Here is a 20,705-nt window from a genome sequence, read left to right on the forward strand (position 1 = left end):
TATCGGAAAATGGCTTTTTCTTATGCTTGGATGAAGACAACCTTTAAATAGTTCCCCTCAGGATAATTTTTCGTTGTACGGAAGTCCTCAGGAAGTGTATATTCCTCAAGAATACGATACGTTTTCCCAGATTCTTTAAAGGCCTGTGCAATAAATCCTTTAAACTTTTTCATCCCAAATGCACTGCTATTGGTTGACGCCACAATGACGCCGTTCTCAGCTGTGATCTGGATGGCTTCTTTTAATAGTTTCTTATAATCCTTCGCTGCACTGAATGTGTGTTTCTTCGTTCGTGCAAAGGATGGTGGGTCCAAGATCACAACATCATAGCTCCAGCCTTTTTTCGCCGCAAACGGGAAATATTTAAAGACATCCATGACTTTGATATCCTGCCCGTCTACATCAATGCCATTCACTTCAAACTGCTCAGATGTTTTTTTCAAACTGCGGTTTGCAACATCTACACTTGTCGTACGGCTTGCCCCGCCAAGCGCTGCTGCTACAGAGAAAGCGCCGGTATAAGAGAACGTATTAAGGACGGTCTTTCCTTTTGCATAGCGATCTCGAATTGCTTTTCGCACATGACGCTGATCAAGGAAAATACCTGTCATCGCACCATCATTTAGATAAACCGCCACGTTCATCCCATTTTCTTTGACGATAAGAGGAAATTCACCTTTCTCCCCTTTTACAAAATCGTCATCTTCGATATATTGTCCAGACGTATCAAACCGCTTCTTTTCATAAATGCCTTTATAGTCAGGATACACCTGCTCAATCGCAGTCAATACATCTTCTTTTAATGTATAAACACCTTCGCTATACCATTGGATGAGATAGAATCCATCATAATAATCAATCGTGATTCCACCAATTCCATCCCCTTCCCCATTGAACACACGGAAAGCCGTCGTCTGTGCATCACGAAATAGATGCGTTCTGCTTTTGGATGCCTGTTCAAGTTTAGAAACAAAAAAGGCCTGATCTATTTTTTCGTTAGCGTCAAAGGAAAGTACCCAACCGATGCCTTTATTTTGCACACCATAATATCCTTTCCCTAAAAAAGAGCCTCTTTCATCTACCCATTCAATAAGTTCGCCTTCCTGTACACCGTTCACACGCGACACAGCATCTTTTGAAATAAGCGGATATCCCTTTTTCACTTGTTCTGCAAATGTTTGTTTTAATGAGATTTTTTTCATTTGTGTCATCCTTATCCTAAATTGACTCTCTCTATCCTACCATATGAATGTATACGATACTTCTATTATGATAAGATGAGGAGAAAAATATCAACTCGACATAGAGGAGGCTCTTTTTTGACAACATTACGCTTAGATCATACAGGGATTATGGTGACAAATATTGATCAGTCCATTGATTTTTATGAAAAAGTGGTGGGCATGAAATTAAAGGATCGCATCACTCATACAAACGGAGTCATTGAACTTGCCTTTCTTGGCTTTAAAGACGAAGCGGAAACGGAAATTGAACTCATTCAAGGGTATAGCAGTGACCTTCCATCTGAAGGAAAGGTCCACCATCTCGCCTTCACAACAGATAATATCCACGCGGAATTCAACCGTATTCAAAAGCTGCAAATTGAGCTAATAGATGAAGAAATCACAACATTGCCCAATGGCTATTGCTACTTCTTTTTCCGAGGGCCAGACCAAGAGTGGATTGAGTTCTTCCAGCGATAATATTTCCTAGGAAATGCATGCGAATCGGTATATTCATTCTCGTCACAAAAGAAAAAGAGTAAGAGCATACCTGCTCTTACTCTTTTTTTATAGCACCTTACTAAGAAACAATTTGGTACGCTCATGCTGCGGGTTTCCAAAGAGTGCTTCTGGTTTGTCTTCTTCGACGATATATCCACCATCCATAAAGATCACGCGGTCTCCCACTTCTCTTGCAAAGCCCATTTCATGTGTGACGACAATCATCGTCATTCCTTCGACTGCTAATTGTTTCATAACAGCTAAAACATCCCCAACGACCTCAGGGTCAAGAGCAGATGTCGGCTCATCGAATAAGAGCACTTTCGGGTCCATCGCCAAGGCTCTTGCAATGGCAACACGCTGTTTTTGTCCACCAGATAATTGGTTAGGGTAACTTTTGGCCTTGTCTTTCAAGCCGACCTTTTCAAGCAAGTCTAATGCTTTATCGACTGCCGCTTTCTTCTCCATCCCTTTTACTTTCACCGGTGCGATCGTGATATTTTCTAACACGGTTTTATGAGGAAATAAATTAAAGTGCTGAAACACCATGCCAACTTCTTGTCGTACTTTATTGATATTCACTTTTGGGTCTGTAATCGTATGTCCGTGGACAACAACTTCCCCAGCCGTAATATCCTCTAATTTATTGAGACATCTTAGAAATGTGCTTTTCCCTGATCCTGAAGGACCAATGACACATACAACCTCTTTTTCCTCGATGACTGCATTAATATCCTTTAAAACTTCGTTGTCACCAAAGGATTTCTTTAGGTTTTTCACCGTAATCATACTCATTTCACATCAAATCTCCTTTCTGCGTAGCTAGCCAGTAGAGAAAGTAAATAAATGATCACGAAATAAATGACACCGACAATGAGCCAGACATTCAAAGGATCAAATGTAGCCGATGCTTGAACTTGTCCCCGCTGCATAATATCAGCAATACCGATAATCGATAAGAGAGAGGTGTCCTTCAAACTGATGATGGCTTGGTTCGTAATGGCTGGAAGCATACGGCGGAATGCCTGTGGAAGAACGATAAAACGCATGTTTTGTCCACCTGTGAATCCTAAAGAGCGTGCGGCTTCTGTTTGTCCTTTATCAATGGACTGAATCCCTGCACGAATAATTTCTGAGAAATAAGCCCCTGCATTAATCGCTACTGTAATAATCCCTGCTGGCACTCGATCAAGCGAAATGAATTCAAGTGTATTAAGCCCAAAATAAATGAAGAATAGCTGTACGATAAATGGCGTACCTCGAATGGCATTGACAAAAACGAGTGAAATAAAGTTCAAGATTTTAAATGGTGACAGGCGGAATAGCGCCACAATCAACCCGATGATAAAACCTAAAATGATAGCAACAACAAAGATATATAAAGTGGTTTGCAAACCATCCATTAAATACGGAAATGCATTAACAATCGTATCCATGTTTCTCCCTCCCTAATTCACATACGGTTGACACATAAAGAAAGCGCGCTCTGAGCGCGCCTCGCTTGTGTTATGACTTCAAATATTTCTCAATAATTTTGTCATATTCACCGTTTTTCTTTAGGTTTTCAAGCCCTTTATTGATTTTCTTCAATAAGTCCTGATTTTTCCCCTTCATGACTGAGATCCCGTATTGGTCGCCATTCAAGCGGTCTCCAACTGTTTTCAATTTCAAGTCTTGCTGTGCGATCGCATACGTAATGACAGGATAATCCTCAATTAAAGCATCTGCATTTCCGTTAGATACTTCTTGGAACATAGATGGACTGTCATTGAATTGAACTACTTCATACCCATATTTGTCTGCGTTATCTGTTGCAAATTTTGCACCTGTTGTCCCATTTTTAACAGCTAGCTTTTTCCCCTTTAAATCATCAATCGATTTGATGCTGCTGTCCTTTTTCACAACAACTGTCAGACCAGCGTCGAAGTATGGATCTGAGAAATCCACTTTCTTTTTACGCTCATCTGTAATACTCATACCACCCATTCCAACATCAAGCTGACCTGCTTGCATCGCTGGAATAATCCCTGAGAAATCCATTGCTTCAAGTTTCACTTTGAAGTCTTGATCTTTCGCAATGGCGTTAATTAAATCAACGTCTATTCCCACCGTTTTGCCGCCCTTTTCAAATTCAAATGGCGGATATGTTACATCTATCCCGATTTTATATGTGCCTTTGCCTTCTCCCGAACCGCTGTCCGATTTTGAACCACAGGCTGCCATGACGAGCACAACAATTAGTCCCATGATCAGTAACATCGATTTCTTCATAAAACACGACCCCCAATTGTCAGTTTTGTCTAAATATTCGCAACAACAATCTTACTATACCACGCTAAAGCTATACTGTGTGATATTTTTTATCAATACCAAAGATCCATACAATTCTAGATCGATAGTCTCTTTAAATTTTACTTTTTTGCGAATAACTCATTTTATTCTGAAAGAAGCATGTTTCACAATATTCATGTGATATAATCTCACAAAAAACCGCGAACACTCCTTTTTCAATACCACTTCTTTCTCACCTATGAAAAAACCCTCTTTCACTGTCTCTCTTCCTCTATTGATATCCTGATATATTTTTTTGAACATCCTCTTTTTACCTAAAAAAATGTAAGCGTATACAATTAGATCACTACTCCCTATTTTTTTCACTACTGGTTGAATTTACATCAAAAAACATGTTTTACAAATTGAGATAGACCGCTTAAAATATAAGAAGATACTTAATATGGAAAGATGATTCAGACAAATAAGAATCAGCAGAAATGAATAGGTGAAGAAAGGAGGATACCAATTGGCAGAAACAGGTGTTTTGTCATCCGTTGATGTAGCAAATATGCTAAATGACTGGTATGTCTTGATGAAAAAAAGAGACATACAAGAAGCAATACAGCTAAAAGAAGAGATTCTTCAAGCATTTGATCGAATGGAAGAGAATCAAGATGTCTTACTCTACTATCAACTTTTAGAATACCGTTTCAAAGATTTAGTCGAAGATACAGCTTCGTTAGATCACAGTCTTTTTGTGGATGAAAATGCGATTCGTACAGATGATATGCTCAGCTACTATTTCTATTTCTTTAAAGGCATGTATGAAATGCGCAGAGGGAATCAAGATACAGCATTTCACCATTTGAAATTGGCCGAGGATAAATTAGATCTCGTACATGATGACATTGAAAAGGCAGAATTCCATTATAAAACAGGATGTCTATACTATAATATAAGATCCACACTTCTCTCCATCCACCACTTAAAAAAGGCTTCGTCTATTTACGACGCAGATCCATGTTATGTGAAAAAATCAATCAGCTGTCAAATGATGCTTGCTCTGAATTATGCGGATCAATCGAAATATGATGAGGCAGAAACTTTGTTTCAACAGGTAATTCACTCACTAGAACAGATGGAGGATCCAGATTTACTTGGTCACGCGTATTGCAATGCAGCTTTTATTAAAAGTCTAAGAAATGAATACAGTGAAGCTGTGCCGCTCCTAGAAAAAGCTTTATTGATTGAGTCATTCGAAACTTCTTCCCCAGGCGGCTATTTACTGGCCTTGTATGCCTACACGAAAGCGCTGTTTAAGCTGAAAAAGCCTGGTTTGTTCCACTATTATGTACAGCTTTCACTTCAAAAAGCAGAAAATTTAAAACAACGAAACATTTCACTTAAATTATCCATTTTAGAAACATTGATGCTCCAGCCAAACAACATGATTGAGCAGATCATTTCTTATTGTGATCAATTAGAATCTATGAATTTCCTTGTTGATCTTGAGGCTATCTGTCAGGATGTAGCCGCCTACTTAACTGAAAATGGTCTTCCTAAAGAAGCGATTTATTTTCAGAACAAGGCGTTGTCATTCAAAACTTGTTAAGAAGATGGAGTGATGTATGATGAAAAAATGGCTGATCTCAAGTGCGATTTTTACGTTCTTGATTACAGGTGTTTTGATTGGCACTTCTACTCAAAAAGAAAGCCAGTCTGCACAATCGCAAGATGACGGTACGATCATTCAAAAGAGAGATCGAGGCACCAACCCTTAATAAGACTGAAAAGAGTAGCTGTCATTCAAAACAGCTACTCTTTTTATTGGTTAATCAATTTCCCGTTTGATATTTTGCATTTTTTCATCTAAGTAGTGAGCGATATCTGCCGCTTCCTTTAGTTCATCGGTGAGCTGATGAGGAACATCGTTTTGCAGCTTATAATAGATTTTATGTTCGAGACTCGCCCAGAAATCCATCGCAATGGTCCGCACCTGAATTTCAACCTTCACATGCTCCACACGATTCGTTAAGTAAACAGGAATCTCAACAATTAAATGAAGACTTCGATAGCCATTTGGTTTCGGATGCTGAATGTAATCCTTCACTTCAAGGATCTTTAAATCCTCTCTTTGCCTCAGAACATCAATAATGTTATAGATATCTTGAATAAACGAACAGATGATGCGGACACCAGCGATATCATGTATGTACTCCTTGGCACATTGTGTGGTGATGTCACATCCTTTTCTCGCTAGTTTATTCACGATGCTTTCAAAGGATTTGATCCGTGATTTAGTATGCTCTATTGGGTTGTGTCCATGGATTAAATTATATTCCTGACTAATAATCGAAAACTTTGTATCCATTTCATCTAATGCAAATTTATATACTAATAATTCATTTTTCCAGTCTTCCATGACACTTTTCAAATCTTCTACATGAGTTGCTGACATATTCATTTCTTTTTGTCATCTCCTTTTGGCAAACAGCTGTTACACTGCTTTCCGTTTACTAGACGGAGAGAGGACGCAAATGGTTTTAAAAAAATACATCTTAGCCCCGTTGTTTGTAATAAGTCAGCGCGAGTGCCAGTGCAAGTACAGATCCTTTCACGATATCCATTGCATAATACGGGACAGACATCATCACAAGTCCATTTTGTAAAATACCGATGAGCACCGCACCAATAAACGTACCGAATGCGTTTGGTTTACCTGCTCCCATGACTGAAAACCCAATAAAAGCAGCAGCTACCCCATCCATTAAATATGGCGTTCCTGCGTTAATTTCTGCTGTCATCACCCTTGATGCCAGCACGATACCACCGATCGCCGCAAATAAGGCAGACAACAAATATGCTGCGATTTTGTATTTGTTCACATGAATACCAGACAATCGAGCGGCTTCTTTATTTCCACCAATGATATACATCAACCGCCCATGCTTTGTGTAAGTCATAAAAACATGGGCAAAAAGCACAATGGCCGCCATAATCAAAATGATATAGGGGACCTGCCCAATCTTGCTGAAAAAGGCAGGGATGGTGCCAGTTGAAAAAGTGCCATCAGGCAGCACCATATTTTCAGAAATGGTCGCACCTTTCGTATAGGTTTGTGCCAGCCCTTGAATGATAAACATCATGGCTAGTGTCATGAGCATATCTGGAATCTTCATTTTGACAATCATCCAAGCATTCAGCAAACCGACAATAAGAGAAGCCGCCAGCGCAGAAAGGATCGCAATGAGTGGGTTTTGCGAGAACCATACAAACATGGAGATCACAATTGCATTTGATAACGTAGCAACTGAACCTACAGATAAATCAAAGCCATTCACTGCTAATGAGATCGTCAGCCCTACTGCAATGATGGTTACAATCGAGATCGATCGTAAAATGTTGATGATATTTCCTGACTGTAAAAATGCCGGATTGGCTGCCGCAAAGACAACAATCAATACGACAATCGTTAAGATGGTGCCATATTGATAAAAGAAATCAAACAGATGAAAGGATGGCCGCTGTTTCTTGATTTGTTGAACTGGGGCTGAAACTTGTCGTTCACTCATGATTGTCCTCCTGTTGAATGATATAAAAGCTCTTCTTCAGTCATTGGTGCCGTCATTTCCCGGGCAATGCTGCCATCATATAAGACGTATACTCGGTCGGCAATTCCTGCAATTTCTGAAAGCTCACTTGAAGCATAAATAACCGCTTTTCCTCTTGCAGCTAGTTCTGCAATGAGGGAGAAAATGTCCTTTTTGGCTCCAACGTCTACACCTTTGGTTGGTTCATCAAAGAGATAGACATCTGCCTCAGCCAACAGCCATTTTCCAATCGCAATCTTTTGCTGATTTCCACCAGAGAGATGCTTCACCTTCGCTTCAAGAGAAGGTGTCTTGACGCCAAGCCGCTTGACGATTCCATCTGCTGCCTTCCGTTCCTTAGAACGATGTAAGAAGCTGAACGGCCGTGTAAACGAACGTAGACTTGCAGCTGTTACGTTCCATCCAACAGTTTCTTCTGTTAAAATTCCTTCTTTTCTCCGTTCCTCAGGCACAAGGGCAATACCCGCTCTCACAGCGTGATGAGGCGACTTGATATGAATGGTTTGACCATGCAACTGCACAGTGCCTGACTTTTTTTCTGAGGCGCCGAATAGGGCTTTGCACAATTCTGTTTTACCAGCACCGACTAATCCTGCAATCCCGAGAATTTCTCCTTTTTTCACATGAAGATGAATGTTGTTTAATTTATGTTGGTCATGCAACTCTTTCACGTCAAGCACAATCGGTGCATCCTCTAGCGGTGTACGGGATGGGAATTGATCCTCTAATGGCGCGCCAAGCATTTCTTCAATGACCTGCTTTGGATCGGTTTCTTTAATGAGGTGCGCCGCCACATCGGTTCCATTCTTCATCACAGTCAGTTCATCACAGATGTTGAAAATTTCTGGCATGCGATGCGAAATAAAAATGATGCCTGTGCCGTTCTTTTTCAATTGATGAATCATTGAGAATAGCTTGCTTGTTTCTGCATGACTAAGTGGAGCGGTTGGTTCATCTAAAATTAAAATGCTGCATTTGATCGACACAGCCTTGGCAATGAGCACCATTTGTTTTTCTGCCAGTGTCAAATCACTCACAAGACGCTTCGTCGAGATGTCAATATTCATCTCTTGTAACAGCTGTGCTGCCTTGCGGTGAATCTCTTTCCAACGGACGAAGGTTTTTTTCTCCATTTCATGAATCATCATATTTTCGCCAACACTTAAATATGGCACTAGAGCTGTATCCACTTCTTGATGGACGGTCTGCACACCGTATGAGGCCGCATCCTTTGGTGTATGAATGGTCGCCTCCTCGCCATTGATGTGGATGGTTCCTTCAAAATGTGAATGAGCACCAGAGAGAACTTTCATTAACGTTGACTTCCCAGCACCGTTAGCCCCAATCAGGGCATGGACTGTGCCTTTTTTTAATGTGAAATTTGCTTGATCTAACGCTTTGACTCCTGGGAATTCAATCGAGATGTTTTTCATATGAACAAGCGGCGTTGTCATAGGTGTCCTCCTTCTCTCCTGATCGTCAATTGAAAAACGAAACACCCTCTATGAAAAGAGAGTGCACGTGGTTTATTTTGCATAATGCTTCTTCAAGGTCTTCATCCAGTCTTCTTCAAAAGCAGTCGAAGAACCGAATCCTTTTACTTCATCTGCAAGATTGACCATATTGATGGCCTTTCCTGCATCCTGAAGCTGCTTTTGTGAAATGAGAGAGGCCTCAAGGTCATAGGAAGATGGCGTTTTCTCGCCAGCTAGTTTCTTCGCAAGAATCCTTACGTCAATTGCGCCAATGAGCTTCGGATCGACAGCGGCAGTGTACTTCCAAGGACTGTCTTTCGCAGTCATTTCTTGGAGATCGGCATTAGACACATCAATACCGTATATTTTCACTTCGGTTCTTCCTGCTTCTTTTAAAGCTCTTGCGGCACCAATCGCAAATGCATCCCACGTGGCAAAAATCGCATCCAGTTTACCCTTTGGATATTTATTCAGCATAGCCGCAACCGCATTTTGTGTTTGAACTGATGTATCAGAGGCCGCAACGCCAAATCGGTCAAGTTCCTTGATTCCTGTATGCTGTTTAAGCGTTTCTTGGTACACCTTGTTTCGTCTCACCATTGGAGGGAATCCGTCTACCCAAAGATACGCAATATTTGCTTTCCCTTTAAAATCAGCCACTAGCGCGTCTAATGATTTTTTCGCTAATTGTTCATCATCTTGAGACGTCACTGTGACTCCTTTGATATCCTTCAGCTTCGGATTTGAATCAAACGCCACAACTGGAATGCCTTTCGCCGTGATCTTCTTCACATCAGCGACTGTCGCCTCATCATCCCCATGAGAGATGATAAAGCCATCATAGTTTTCTTCTAGTGCTTGAGAAATGGCATCATGAAACTTCGCCGTATCACCATTTGCCGTGTAGACATCTACTGTAAAGCCTAGCGCTTCCCCTTCTGCCTTCGTTCCTGCTAAAAACTGAGCGGTATGATCGTCCCCGCCAATTTTACGGATGACTTTAATTTTTGCTCCCTGTCCTTTTGCAAATCGCTTCGGGACATTGTCAAAAGAGACCTTTTCGTTTGCATTGGCTTTTGAGCCTGCGCTTGATCCCGTACCGCAGCCAGATAATAGCACGGTCAGGACCGTCAATAATACAAGAGATGATGTCCAATATTTACGTTTCATTGCTGTTCCTCCTCAAGTTGTTTTATTTTTCACATCGGAAAACTAGGTAAAAAAGTGGAAATATGCCTGTGAACCCAGTCGTTTGATTCTCAAAAAAGAGATCAAAAAAAGCCTCTCTTGATAAAGAGAGGCTTGATCACCGTTGCATGAAACATGTATCGGGAAGTCTTCCTCTCTTATCTGTCAAAGCTGTAACAGCTTTGCAGGAATTAGCACCAATTTCTTAAATAGAAACGGTTGCTGGGCGTCATAGGGCCAGTCCCTCTGCCTCTCTTGATAAGAGATCCGTTATGAAATTTGTTTTAGTTGAAATGTCTTCTTTACTTTAATGTGATGTCTCATCAATGTCAATGACTTTTTTGAAAATTTCTAAAATGATCATTTACACCGTATACCTTGTTTAACTGCCGATGATTTTCTTAGCAGGTGATGATGCCTTAAGACGGAAATCATATTTTTTCTCATTCACAAATTGGGGATTGAGGTGTGCTGATCCTTTATCTTGACCGCTTTTCGAGCGATACGTTTTGTAGCCTTCCATCCATTTCCCTCGCCATACCCACTGAGAGGCTTTTGCACCTTTGCGGTCATCGTAGACATTCTTTTGGAATGTATTCTTCTTGTTCACTTCGTAGAGATTCACGACTAAGTAATGAGAGGCACTGGCTGTCATGATATTATTCGTGATTCGATTGTTCACCGATTGATATTGCATGAGCAATTGACCGCCTTCTAAGCCGGCTGTGTCATTTTTGTACAAAATGTTATGGGAGATGGTCGTGTTTGTCGTTCCGCCGCGCTTCTTGTCATATCCGCCAATTGAGATGCCTGTATAACGATTTAAATATACTTGATTGTGCTCAATGCGAATGCGTTCGGCCATCTTCCCTTTATGTTCACTTGTGACCTCAATCCCAAGGTCATTATGATGGCTGATGTTATGATCAATCACGATGTCTTTCCCGCCATCCACATAGATTCCTCCTGCGGAGATGTCCTTGCCGTACGCTGGATTCCCAACACTCGTAATCTCATAAACTTTGTTTCTAGATACGACACCATTTCGCACTTGATCATACTTTTTAGAAGGTGCGACATTCTCAAAACCAATTAAATCAATCCCGATATTGTCCGTATGCCGGACTGTATTATGTGTCACGCGGAATTTTTTAACGTTTCCGTTTAGCACAAGGGCTTCACTAAAACCCAGCTTTAACTTTTCCACAGTGTTTCCTTTGATTTCGATGTCTTCAATGGCTGCTGGTGCTTTCGTTCCATAGACCGCAATGCCATGAGCATTCCCATTTTGATGTGTCGTCTGAATGTCGTACACACGGTTGTTAAGCAGTTTGACGCCTTTGCCGCTGCCTGTGATGAATATACCGATGGGTGTCACATCTTCTTTATTCGTTTTAATATGACCGACTGTCAAACCTTTCAGGGTGATATAGCTTTTTTGATCAATCTTCACAAGACCACCGTCTGCTTGATTTCCTTTAAGAGATGCTCCGCTAATGACAGGCTTCTCTTTTCCATACGCTTGAAAAACAACTGGTGCTTTCTTTGTTCCAGAATGGCGGACAATCAATCTCTCTTTGTATGTACCGCCTCTCATATAAACTGTTGTCCCAGCTTTCGCGATACTTGTCGCTTTTTTCAACGTACGGAAAGGCTTTTGCTTCGTCCCTGGATATTTGTCGTTCCCATTTGTTGCGACGTAATAGGCAGTACCTTGCTTCGCACCAGCCTCCTCCGTCATCGCTTGACAGCCAAAACTAATGGCGGTCATCAATAAAATCAATAAGGCGCCTGATATCATTCGTTTCATCTCGTTGTTTGCTCCCTTCCACTCTCTTCTACCTTTATCGGCTAAAAAAAAGAGGATTAAAATATGGCAATGCCCCTTGCAATGTACTAGTCAAAAGGTGTATGGTTGAAAGAATATCTTACAGGAAAACAAATCGCTTTTAAATTGTCAGATTAATCAGTTAATAATGAAATTGGATTTTATTTCTAAGGGAAAACTTCAGAAAACCACGACAGAGAGGAGGAAAGCGCTTTAACAGATTTTTCTTGTCTGAATTCCAGAAAACCTATTGCTAATATTTTGTGAAGGTATAGAATAGAATCATAATTATTTCATATTATTAGAATTTTCAAATAATCAAACAGCAAGGAGATTTACGATGCCAAAACAACCCATCCGCGTTGAACTTAGTTCAACAAAAAAACCAAAACCTCAATCTGATCAACTTGAATTCGGAAAAATCTTCACAGACCACATGTTTGTGATGGATTATTCAATTGATAAAGGCTGGTATGATCCGAGAATTATTCCTTATCAGGCGATTCCAATGGACCCAGCTTCTATGGTTTATCATTATGGCCAATCTGTTTTTGAAGGCTTGAAGGCGTATGTGTCTGAGGATCAAAAGATTCTTTTATTCCGTCCCGAAAAAAATATGGAACGCTTAAACAGATCAAATGACCGCCTATGTATCCCACAAATTGATACAGAAACGGTTTTAGAAGGCTTAAATGAACTCATTCGCATTGACAAGGATTGGGTACCTGATGCAGAGGGCACTTCTTTGTATATTCGACCATTCATTATTTCTACTGAGCCCTATTTAGGTGTTGCACCGTCAAGCACCTACAAGCTGATCATCATTTTATCTCCAGTAGGTTCTTATTATAAAGAAGGCATCCATCCGGTCAAAATTGCGGTGGAAAACGAATTTGTCCGCGCTGTTAAAGGCGGAACAGGAAATGCCAAAACAGCTGGAAACTATGCATCGAGCTTGAAAGCACAGCAAGTTGCTGAAACAAAAGGATTTTCACAAGTCCTGTGGCTTGATGGCATCGAGAAAAAGTACATTGAAGAAGTCGGCAGTATGAATATCTTCTTTAAAATCAACGGAGAAATCGTGACGCCTGAACTGAACGGCAGCATTTTAGAAGGGATCACACGGAATTCTGTGCTTGAGCTGTTAAAGCATTGGGAAATCCCTGTGACAGAACGTAAAATTTCAATTGATGAGTTAATTGAAGCACATCAGTCAGGTGAACTTGAAGAAATCTTCGGAACAGGAACGGCAGCCGTCATTTCTCCTGTCGGTGAATTAATTTATCACGATCAGCCATACGTCATTCAAAATGGTCAAACAGGCGAAGTATCGAAGAAATTGTACGAAGCGATTACCGGAATCCAAAAAGGAACTCAGCCAGACATCTTCGGCTGGACAGTAGAAGTCGATTCGGTCGTCAAGCAGGTATAAGCAAGCGAAAGAACCTTTCATTTGATGAAGGGTTCTTTTTTTGTTTCTTTATCTCCTCCACTACCTCATAATGGAAAATATGGATCTATTCCACAATTAAGGAGTGATGGTATGTTTTTTACTTATTTACTTGCGTTCTTTGGGATTTGCATCGGATCAATCATCATCGCTACAGGTTTCGACGATTCACCGTTCTTCACCCGTTTTCTATTTAAGTTTCTCGGAATTTCTATCTTTGTTCTTTCCATTACTTTTGTAAAAGTGAGGCGAAAGAGGTTACGCAACAAAAAGGCGAAAAAGACTTAGATGTCAGTCAGCCTCTCATCAAATCGTGCACCAAAACAAGACCGATATCCCCACAATGGCCCCTGCATATATCCACTGTTTGCCTTTGATACTCCGCTTTCTCTCGATCAGTAAAAAGATCTCTGGTAAAAAGACGATGATGATTTCTAGGATAAAAACAAGATGATAAACTGGCGGCATCGGCTGGAAATCAAAGTCTCTTTCATCTCCACCGATGGTTGCGAAATACATTAACAGATTGGTTACTGGAATAGTAAAACAAACGAGCAGGCGGAGAACATACATCCACACATCCTGTCTACGCCGAATCAGACCAATAAATGAAGCAATGATTCCATACAAAAACAAAACCACTGTGCCGTAACTAAGTAGAGGTTGAACGATAAAGCCGTAAAGCATTAAACCAATTGCCACCATATTCTAACCGTCCTTTCTTTGAAGCAGTACATGTTGTTTTTTCTATCATACACTGCTTTCTCCGGTTTCCATATGAAAAAATCATAAAAAACGACCCCATAAAGGGGCCATTTTATTTTAAGCATTCACTGATTTGAAGAACTGCGGTAAATATTCACGGTGCGCTTCAAGCATTTCATCTAAGATTTGCTTTGCAATTTCGTCAGAAGGAACGAGTGGATTGATGGTCATGGCGACAAGAGCCGTCTCGTAATCTCCTGTCACAGCTGCTTCAGCTGCCACACGCTCGAAGGACTTGATTTGTTGAACGAGTCCTCTTACAGCCACAGGTAGATCACCTGTCGCGATTGGTTTTGGTCCGTCCTTTGTAATGATACAGTTCACTTCAACCGCTGATTCGGCCGGAATGCTGGCAATCGCTCCTCTGTTCACTGTATTTACCGGTTGAATGTCATGTTTATCATTATAGATGGAGCTGATCAAATTACATGCTGCATCGCTGTAATAAGCCCCGCCTCTTTTTTCGAGCTGCGGCGGTTTAATCGATAAATCTGGGTCTTTATATAACTCAAATAGTTCATGCTCGACTTGCTGCACAACCTCTGCTCTTGTTCCTTTTTCTTGAGCCGCTTTTTGTTCTTCCTCCAGCATATCTTTCGTTTTATAGTAATAACGATGATACGGACATGGAATGACCCCTAAGCCTTTGACGAAAGAAGGCTCCCAGTTTTTCGCTTCAATATTCCTCATGGACCACTGGCTATTTGGATTTCCTAATTCATCGAGCACTTGATCCATAATGCTGACCCCGTCTAAATACACATCTAAGCCATAGACCATGTGATTGAGGCCTGCAAATTGTACTTCAATGCGTTCGACATCGACATCCAGCGCTTTTGCAATGCCCATTTTGATTCCAATCGGCACATTGCATAGACCGACCACTTTTTTCAGATTCGTGTAGCGTAACACCGCCTCTGTGACCATGCCTGCTGGATTTGTAAAGTTCACCAGCCAAGCATCTGGGCAAAGCTCTTCCATATCCTTCACGATGTCTAGAATGACTGGAATGGTGCGTAGACCTTTAAATAACCCGCCTGGACCATTCGTTTCCTGTCCAATGACGCCATATTTAAGCGGGATTCTCTCATCCTTGGCTCTGGCTTCGAGCAGTCCTACACGGAATTGTGTCGTGACAAAGTCCGCATCTTTCAGAGCTGCCCGGCGGTCAAGGGTGAGGTGCACTTCAATCGGCAAACCCGCTTTTTCGACCATACGTTTTGCAAGGGCACCCACGATGTTCAACTTTTCCTGACCTGCTTCAATATCCACAAGCCATAATTCCTTTACAGGCAATTCTTGATATCGTTTAATAAACCCTTCGACGAGCTCAGGCGTATAGCTTGATCCTCCGCCTATTGTGACAATTTTGATTCCGTCTTTCATGAATTGACACCTCCGAATTGCTTCATTTTTTCATGGAGCTCAATGATTTCAGCTGCAAGCTCCTTGACGGTCATAGCGTTCATCAGATGATCCTGTGCATGAATCATCAAGAGACTGACGTCGGTTTTCTCTCCTCTGATTTCTCCCTGGATCAGCTCTGTCTGTGCGTGATGCGCCTCATTTAACGCGTCTTGTGCTTCCTGCAATTTTTGCTTCGCCTCATCAAAATTGCCTTGCTTTGCACATGTAATGGCCTCCATGGCCGAGCTTCTGCCATTACCACCGTGCAGGATGAGTTGAAACACAATTTGTTCCATTTCCATCGGCCGCATCCCCCTTGTTCCCTCTATTACATGCTGACGACATTTTCATCTGTTGATGCTTTTGCTTCAAGCTCATTTTCTTCTTTCAATTTCTGCTTATCCCACATTCTAAAGAATGGATAGTATAGCGCAAATGACAAGGCAAGGTTAATCAGCTGCATGACCGCGCCAGAAATTTTCCCGCCTGTTGCGAGATAGCCTGAAATGATTGGCGGCATTGTCCACGGGACAGCGATCCCTGCCGGTTTTGCTACAAGTCCTGTGCTCATTCCGATATATGTGGTGATGATCATCATAATTGGCGTAAGGATAAACGGAATGAGAAGCATTGGGTTCATCACAATCGGCATTCCAAAAATGATCGGTTCGTTGATGTTAAAGATGGCTGGCCCAATCGCAAGACGGCCAAGCTGTTTCATTTGTTTACTTCTCGCACGCAAGATCATGGTCAGTACCAAAGCAAGCGTTGCGCCGCTTCCGCCGACATTGATAAAGATTTCAAAGAACTGCGCTGTGAAAATATTCGGCAGCACTTCTCCTGCTTGGAAGGCAAGACGGTTTTCATCCATCGCACCGAGCCAAATCGGACCCATGACTCCTCCGACAATGGTGGCTCCGTGAATACCACATGCCCAGAGGAGCATTTGCACACCGATGGCAACGATACTTCCGCCTAAGCTTCCACCAAGAATGGATAGTGGTGTGCCGATTAAGACCGTGATGATATTATGAATACTCTCAAAAGGTGTCATCTCAATCAGAAGCCTAGCGACCCAGATCAGCGTGATGACCACAAAACCTGGAATAAGTGCGATAAACGATTTACTAACTGCTGGCGGTACACCATCAGGCATTTTGATGACGATATTCCGCTGTACAATAAAGCGGTAAATTTCGGTGGAAAGCATGGCAATAATCATGGCAACGAATAGCCCTTTACTGCCCATCAGTGTGACGGGAATACCGCCATTCACTAGGATAGCTTCTGTTGATCCTTCAGGTGTGAACGGTACTTGATAAGGTGTGGCTAGGAGGAAAGCTGCGACAGCAATTGCACCAGATGACAGTGCATCGACTGCATACTTTTCAGCTAACCTGTATGCGATCCCAAAGGTCGCAACAAGTGCCATAATGTCAAAGGTGGCATTCACAGGATAGGATAGTTTCGTGGCCCATTCGGCTCCGAAGACACTTGCCATAAAATCGCTATATCCCGGAATCGGAAGGTTGGCTAAAATGAGAAACAGTGAACCGACGATAATGAGAGGCATGGTTAAAACAATTCCGTCACGCAATGCTTGTAAATGTCTTTGAGCGGCAATCTTTCCTGCAAACGGCATAACCTTCTCTTCTAGAAATCGGTTGAATCCATTCATCCCTTCCGCCCCCTTTATCCGTTCACTAACTGTTCAGCAGATTTTAAAACCTCAGCACCATTACATACGCCATAATGCACGGTATTAATCACGTCTACTGGAATTCCTTTGTCTTCTCCGAGTTTTTTCATTTGCGGTAATAAATAACGAACTTGAGGTCCTAATAAAAGCACATCGGCTTGATCAATATGATTTTTTGCAGCATCTCCAGATACTGCCCAAATACGATAGTCTTTTCCTTGTTCTTGTGCACTCTTCTCCATTTTTGTGACAAGTAAGCTTGTTGACATACCTGCTGCACAAACTAATAAAATGTTCATTGTAAACGCCCCCTTTTTGAAGTATGAAGCTTTTCTTTACACATTCATCATATTATGAAACCGCTTTCATAAACACCCATACTTTTTCCTTTAGGAAGCGGAAAAAGTTAATATCACACCATTAGTTCTTGTACGAAGGCGCTTTTTTATCCATGACATCCAGCATGTCTTCAAAGGTGTCACAGGTGATGAGGTGCTGAATAAATTTCACATGATGGACAAGCTCTCCAAGCAGACGGTACATGCCTTTTAAATCTTTGGCATTCTCTTTTTCGACACAAAGCAAGCACACAAATTGAACTTTTTTCTCTCCCCAAATAATCGGTTTTTCTAATGTACAGATCGCCCAAAACGTCTCTTCTGTCAGCGGGGTCATCGGATGCGGAATCGCTGTATAATGCCCAAATGAAGTCGGTGCAGACTCTTCTCTTTCCATCACAGATTGTGTAAGTTCTACTGGCGCTAAGCCCATGTCAATGACCTTTTGCGTGAGAAAGTGTATGACCTCTTCCTTTGTTTGAAAGGCGCATTTTGTAAAGACCAATTCCTTTTTCATATATTGCGTGGCTAATGTCACTCTTGTTTCACTTGTCAAAGCTTCTTCTATTTTTAAAAAATCACTGCCTCCTAAAATCGTGTTCACTTGAATGACAGGAATCGGTAAATCCATATGAATGGGAATGGTCGTAATAATTAAATCCAATGCATGTAAAGAGACATGCGGAAGGGAATAAAGCTCTGCTGTTCCTAAAATGGTCAGCTTCGACCCAAATTGTGACCGCAAACGATCTTGAAGTAGCCTTGCACTCCCTGCACCAGACGCACAGACAATCAGGCATCGCTTCGGTGGTATCTCCATTTTCCTGCGCTCTAAGGCCGCACCAAAATGAAGTGCCATATAGCCGATCTCATTTTCATGAATGGACAAACCTGTCTCTTCTTCAATGACCCTGCTCGCCACAATCCCTGCTTCAAAGGCAATTGGATAGCCCGCTTTGATCTCATCAAGCATTGGATTTCTTAAATTCATTCCATACTTACACCGATTGATCGCTGGCTTTAAGTGCAAACTGAGGCCAATCAGCAATTCCGCATCTCCCGCTAAATCCAGCTGCAATTTTTGATCAATGGCTTTCAGCATCAGCTGAACAAGACGGCTCGTGTCATCATCCACAATTTGTTTTTGACCGCCCGTTGAAAAAGACTGTACCATTTTGGCTGTTCCTAGCAAATGAATGGTGATATAAACGATTTCCTCTTGTGGGAATGAGACATCCAGCAACCCTTCAAGACGCTCAACCATTTTTTTGGCTACCTTGTATTCTTTTGCCCTTGGGATTTCGTTGATTTCTTCAGGCAGCACAGATACATAGTTTCCGTGTCTAATCCGTTTACAGGCAATAGCAATATGAACAATTAAATTATTCATGCAAATGTCTGATAGATTCATTTTTTCCTCGTTGATATAATCAATCATGGTTCTCTGAATCAATTCCAGCTCATGTTTCGGCAAAATCGTAACCGCCGTGTTCAGCATGGTTTGATAGGAACGCCGTTCATTGAATAAATATTCTGACATGCAATAACGGATTTTCATCTCAGATCCTTTAATCCGGCAGCCTTTATTCGGCTTTGCTTCCAGCTTCAGATCAAAGGGTTCGAGCTTACGTTTGACCCATTTCATGTCATTACTCATCGTCGATTTACTAATAAACAGCTGCTCCTGTAAGTCTTCCAGCTTCACATATGATTCCGCTAGAAGCAGCTTTTTCAAAATAAATCGAACTCGCTCTTCTGGAAGAACAGCAAGCGGTTCTTCCTGTTCGACTTCTTCCTTCATAAAACGGCGAAAGGCATTCTCATCGTTGATCAACAGCTCATAGCCAGCGCCCCTAACAGCTGATACAGCTGCTTGATAAGGGGCTAGACGCTCATTCAGTTCCTTGATGTCTGTTCGGATGGTGCGGCTTGTCACTTGTAAACTGACAGAAAGCGCAGCGCTCGTGAGAGGAGTCTCAGCTGCCATCAGCTGACTTAAAATGTGCGCCAGTCTTTTACTCAGCATTAGGTCGGCCTCCTTCATTTAGGGTGGAAAATCTGCCTTGTTTGGACAGGTTGTATACGCTTACAGTTCTCTTCATTACTCATATTCTACTGAAAAGAAATAAAAATTGCCAACTCATTTATATGACAAACGCCCCTATTTATACATCCAACCATATCTAATGACCTATGAATCTTCTTCTAAGATGCTGTTGTGGAAATCATGAAAAAAAGGCGTTACACCTCCGTGTATCCGCCTTTTTCTTATGAGGAAATCAGTTGTGTAAAGACAACCAATCTTTTTTCATGTGTACCGGCTGCATGATCAAAAGTTCCCGTACATGTGATGAAATTGAGATTCCGTGTAAAGGCGTACCCGAAAAAAGCATTTGGTTTCTCTTCGCGCGGATAGCTTTTCACCTTGAGAACCTCAAAGGTTCGCTTTTCCCCTGACGAGGATGTCACAATGACTTTGTCTCCCTTTTTTAGCTCCTTTAATCGATAAAAAACAGCTGGACCCCATTTATTATCAACATGACCATTTATGACAGCATTCCCTTTATCACCAGGCTTCGGACCATCTTCAAACCAAGCTGTGTGATCTGTATTTTGCGGAACACCCATACTGCCATCCTTTGATAAAGTCGTTTTCTCCACTTTTGCTTGGACATCAATCGCTGGAATGGAGATGTCAGCGGGGACAATACCCGATGGCTCATCTTTTAACGTGTCGTGTGAATGAGATTGATTCTTGGCTTGTTTTGCTGTCATTGGCTCAGGAGATGATGCAGTTTCAGAGGATGACTTTTCATCTATTGATTGGGATGCGCAGCCCGTGATGATGAGAAGCGTAAGAATACTAAACAGCCACCTTTTCACGCAAGTCGACCTCCTTTTGAAGAAAGGAACGGCACGATTGTGCACGTTCCCTCTTGTCTTGAT

General features: G+C 41.7%; 20 protein-coding genes and 1 riboswitch. Of the genes, 4 read left to right on the plus strand and 16 right to left on the minus strand.

What is annotated here, in order from left to right:
- Positions 1-20 precede the first annotated feature (20 nt).
- Positions 21-1,202 (minus strand): class I SAM-dependent rRNA methyltransferase, encoded by a 1,182-nt coding sequence (locus tag NST01_RS18090; RefSeq protein WP_341042330.1) that lies wholly within the window; start codon positions 1,200-1,202, stop codon positions 21-23.
- A gap of 117 nt (positions 1,203-1,319) precedes the next feature.
- On the opposite strand from NST01_RS18090, the gene NST01_RS18095 reads away from it, so the two are divergent.
- The gene (locus NST01_RS18095) at positions 1,320-1,703 is read left to right on the plus strand and encodes a VOC family protein (protein ID WP_008345541.1); all 384 of its coding nucleotides are present in this window, start codon (positions 1,320-1,322) and stop codon (positions 1,701-1,703) included.
- 87 nt (positions 1,704-1,790) lie between these two features.
- Here NST01_RS18095 and NST01_RS18100 read toward each other — a convergent pair whose 3' ends face one another.
- The 3 genes from NST01_RS18100 to NST01_RS18110 form a co-directional block, all read right to left on the minus strand.
- Entirely contained in the window at positions 1,791-2,519 is a 729-nt protein-coding gene (locus tag NST01_RS18100) for an amino acid ABC transporter ATP-binding protein (RefSeq protein WP_007497858.1), read from the minus strand.
- Positions 2,516-3,160, minus strand: coding sequence for an amino acid ABC transporter permease (locus NST01_RS18105; protein WP_007497860.1), 645 nt, complete (start codon positions 3,158-3,160; stop codon positions 2,516-2,518). The genes NST01_RS18100 and NST01_RS18105 overlap by 4 nt, the downstream gene beginning before the upstream one ends.
- Before the next feature lie 70 nt (positions 3,161-3,230).
- Positions 3,231-3,995: a transporter substrate-binding domain-containing protein gene (locus NST01_RS18110; RefSeq protein WP_007497862.1), complete on the minus strand. Its 765-nt coding sequence runs from the start codon at positions 3,993-3,995 to the stop codon at positions 3,231-3,233.
- A gap of 529 nt (positions 3,996-4,524) precedes the next feature.
- On the opposite strand from NST01_RS18110, the gene NST01_RS18115 reads away from it, so the two are divergent.
- Both NST01_RS18115 and NST01_RS18120 read left to right on the plus strand, forming a co-directional pair.
- On the plus strand, positions 4,525-5,610 hold the full coding sequence (locus NST01_RS18115) for a Rap family tetratricopeptide repeat protein (protein WP_206114082.1): 1,086 nt from the start codon (positions 4,525-4,527) through the stop codon (positions 5,608-5,610).
- 19 nt (positions 5,611-5,629) lie between these two features.
- Positions 5,630-5,779 carry a hypothetical protein gene (locus NST01_RS18120; protein WP_017358698.1) on the plus strand — a complete coding sequence of 50 codons (150 nt, stop codon included), beginning with the start codon at positions 5,630-5,632 and terminating at the stop codon, positions 5,777-5,779.
- Positions 5,780-5,829: 50 nt separating this feature from the next.
- Here NST01_RS18120 and NST01_RS18125 read toward each other — a convergent pair whose 3' ends face one another.
- The 5 genes from NST01_RS18125 to NST01_RS18145 form a co-directional block, all read right to left on the minus strand.
- Positions 5,830-6,462 carry a GTP pyrophosphokinase gene (locus NST01_RS18125; RefSeq protein WP_007497867.1) on the minus strand — a complete coding sequence of 211 codons (633 nt, stop codon included), beginning with the start codon at positions 6,460-6,462 and terminating at the stop codon, positions 5,830-5,832.
- Between the two features lie 94 nt (positions 6,463-6,556).
- A complete protein-coding gene (locus NST01_RS18130) occupies positions 6,557-7,570 on the minus strand; it encodes an ABC transporter permease (protein WP_017368303.1) in 1,014 nt (337 codons plus the stop codon).
- Positions 7,567-9,063, minus strand: coding sequence for a sugar ABC transporter ATP-binding protein (locus NST01_RS18135; RefSeq protein WP_341042333.1), 1,497 nt, complete (start codon positions 9,061-9,063; stop codon positions 7,567-7,569). The genes NST01_RS18130 and NST01_RS18135 overlap by 4 nt, the downstream gene beginning before the upstream one ends.
- A gap of 72 nt (positions 9,064-9,135) precedes the next feature.
- Positions 9,136-10,254 carry a sugar ABC transporter substrate-binding protein gene (locus NST01_RS18140; protein ID WP_007497873.1) on the minus strand — a complete coding sequence of 373 codons (1,119 nt, stop codon included), beginning with the start codon at positions 10,252-10,254 and terminating at the stop codon, positions 9,136-9,138.
- Between the two features lie 173 nt (positions 10,255-10,427).
- Positions 10,428-10,537, minus strand: a riboswitch (SAM riboswitch).
- A gap of 117 nt (positions 10,538-10,654) precedes the next feature.
- Positions 10,655-12,082, minus strand: a complete 1,428-nt coding sequence (locus tag NST01_RS18145) for a right-handed parallel beta-helix repeat-containing protein (RefSeq protein WP_341042335.1) — start codon at positions 12,080-12,082, stop codon at positions 10,655-10,657.
- A gap of 358 nt (positions 12,083-12,440) precedes the next feature.
- Between NST01_RS18145 and NST01_RS18150 the strand changes: the two genes are divergently transcribed.
- Positions 12,441-13,532 (plus strand): branched-chain amino acid aminotransferase, encoded by a 1,092-nt coding sequence (locus NST01_RS18150; protein ID WP_341042338.1) that lies wholly within the window; start codon positions 12,441-12,443, stop codon positions 13,530-13,532.
- A 324-nt stretch (positions 13,533-13,856) separates the two neighbouring features.
- On the opposite strand, the gene NST01_RS18155 is transcribed toward NST01_RS18150, so the two are convergent.
- From NST01_RS18155 to NST01_RS18185, 7 genes are all read right to left on the minus strand, one after another.
- Positions 13,857-14,255, minus strand: coding sequence for a hypothetical protein (locus NST01_RS18155; protein ID WP_060832752.1), 399 nt, complete (start codon positions 14,253-14,255; stop codon positions 13,857-13,859).
- A 117-nt stretch (positions 14,256-14,372) separates the two neighbouring features.
- Positions 14,373-15,701 (minus strand): 6-phospho-beta-glucosidase, encoded by a 1,329-nt coding sequence (locus tag NST01_RS18160; RefSeq protein ID WP_007497885.1) that lies wholly within the window; start codon positions 15,699-15,701, stop codon positions 14,373-14,375.
- Positions 15,698-16,024, minus strand: coding sequence for a PTS lactose/cellobiose transporter subunit IIA (locus NST01_RS18165; RefSeq protein WP_008345561.1), 327 nt, complete (start codon positions 16,022-16,024; stop codon positions 15,698-15,700). The genes NST01_RS18160 and NST01_RS18165 overlap by 4 nt, the downstream gene beginning before the upstream one ends.
- A 26-nt stretch (positions 16,025-16,050) precedes the next feature.
- Entirely contained in the window at positions 16,051-17,400 is a 1,350-nt protein-coding gene (gene celB, locus NST01_RS18170; RefSeq protein WP_007497888.1) for a PTS cellobiose transporter subunit IIC, read from the minus strand.
- Between the two features lie 14 nt (positions 17,401-17,414).
- Entirely contained in the window at positions 17,415-17,720 is a 306-nt protein-coding gene (locus NST01_RS18175) for a PTS sugar transporter subunit IIB (protein WP_007497889.1), read from the minus strand.
- A 121-nt stretch (positions 17,721-17,841) separates the two neighbouring features.
- Complete coding sequence (locus NST01_RS18180) at positions 17,842-19,785, minus strand: BglG family transcription antiterminator (protein ID WP_035702510.1); 1,944 nt, start codon at positions 19,783-19,785, stop codon at positions 17,842-17,844.
- Positions 19,786-20,027: 242 nt separating this feature from the next.
- Positions 20,028-20,642, minus strand: a complete 615-nt coding sequence (locus tag NST01_RS18185) for a class F sortase (RefSeq protein ID WP_048001160.1) — start codon at positions 20,640-20,642, stop codon at positions 20,028-20,030.
- Between the last annotated feature and the right edge of the window lie 63 nt (positions 20,643-20,705).

The organism is Bacillus sp. FSL R7-0166 (assembly GCF_038008935.1).
Lineage (GTDB): Bacteria > Bacillota > Bacilli > Bacillales > Bacillaceae > Bacillus > Bacillus altitudinis.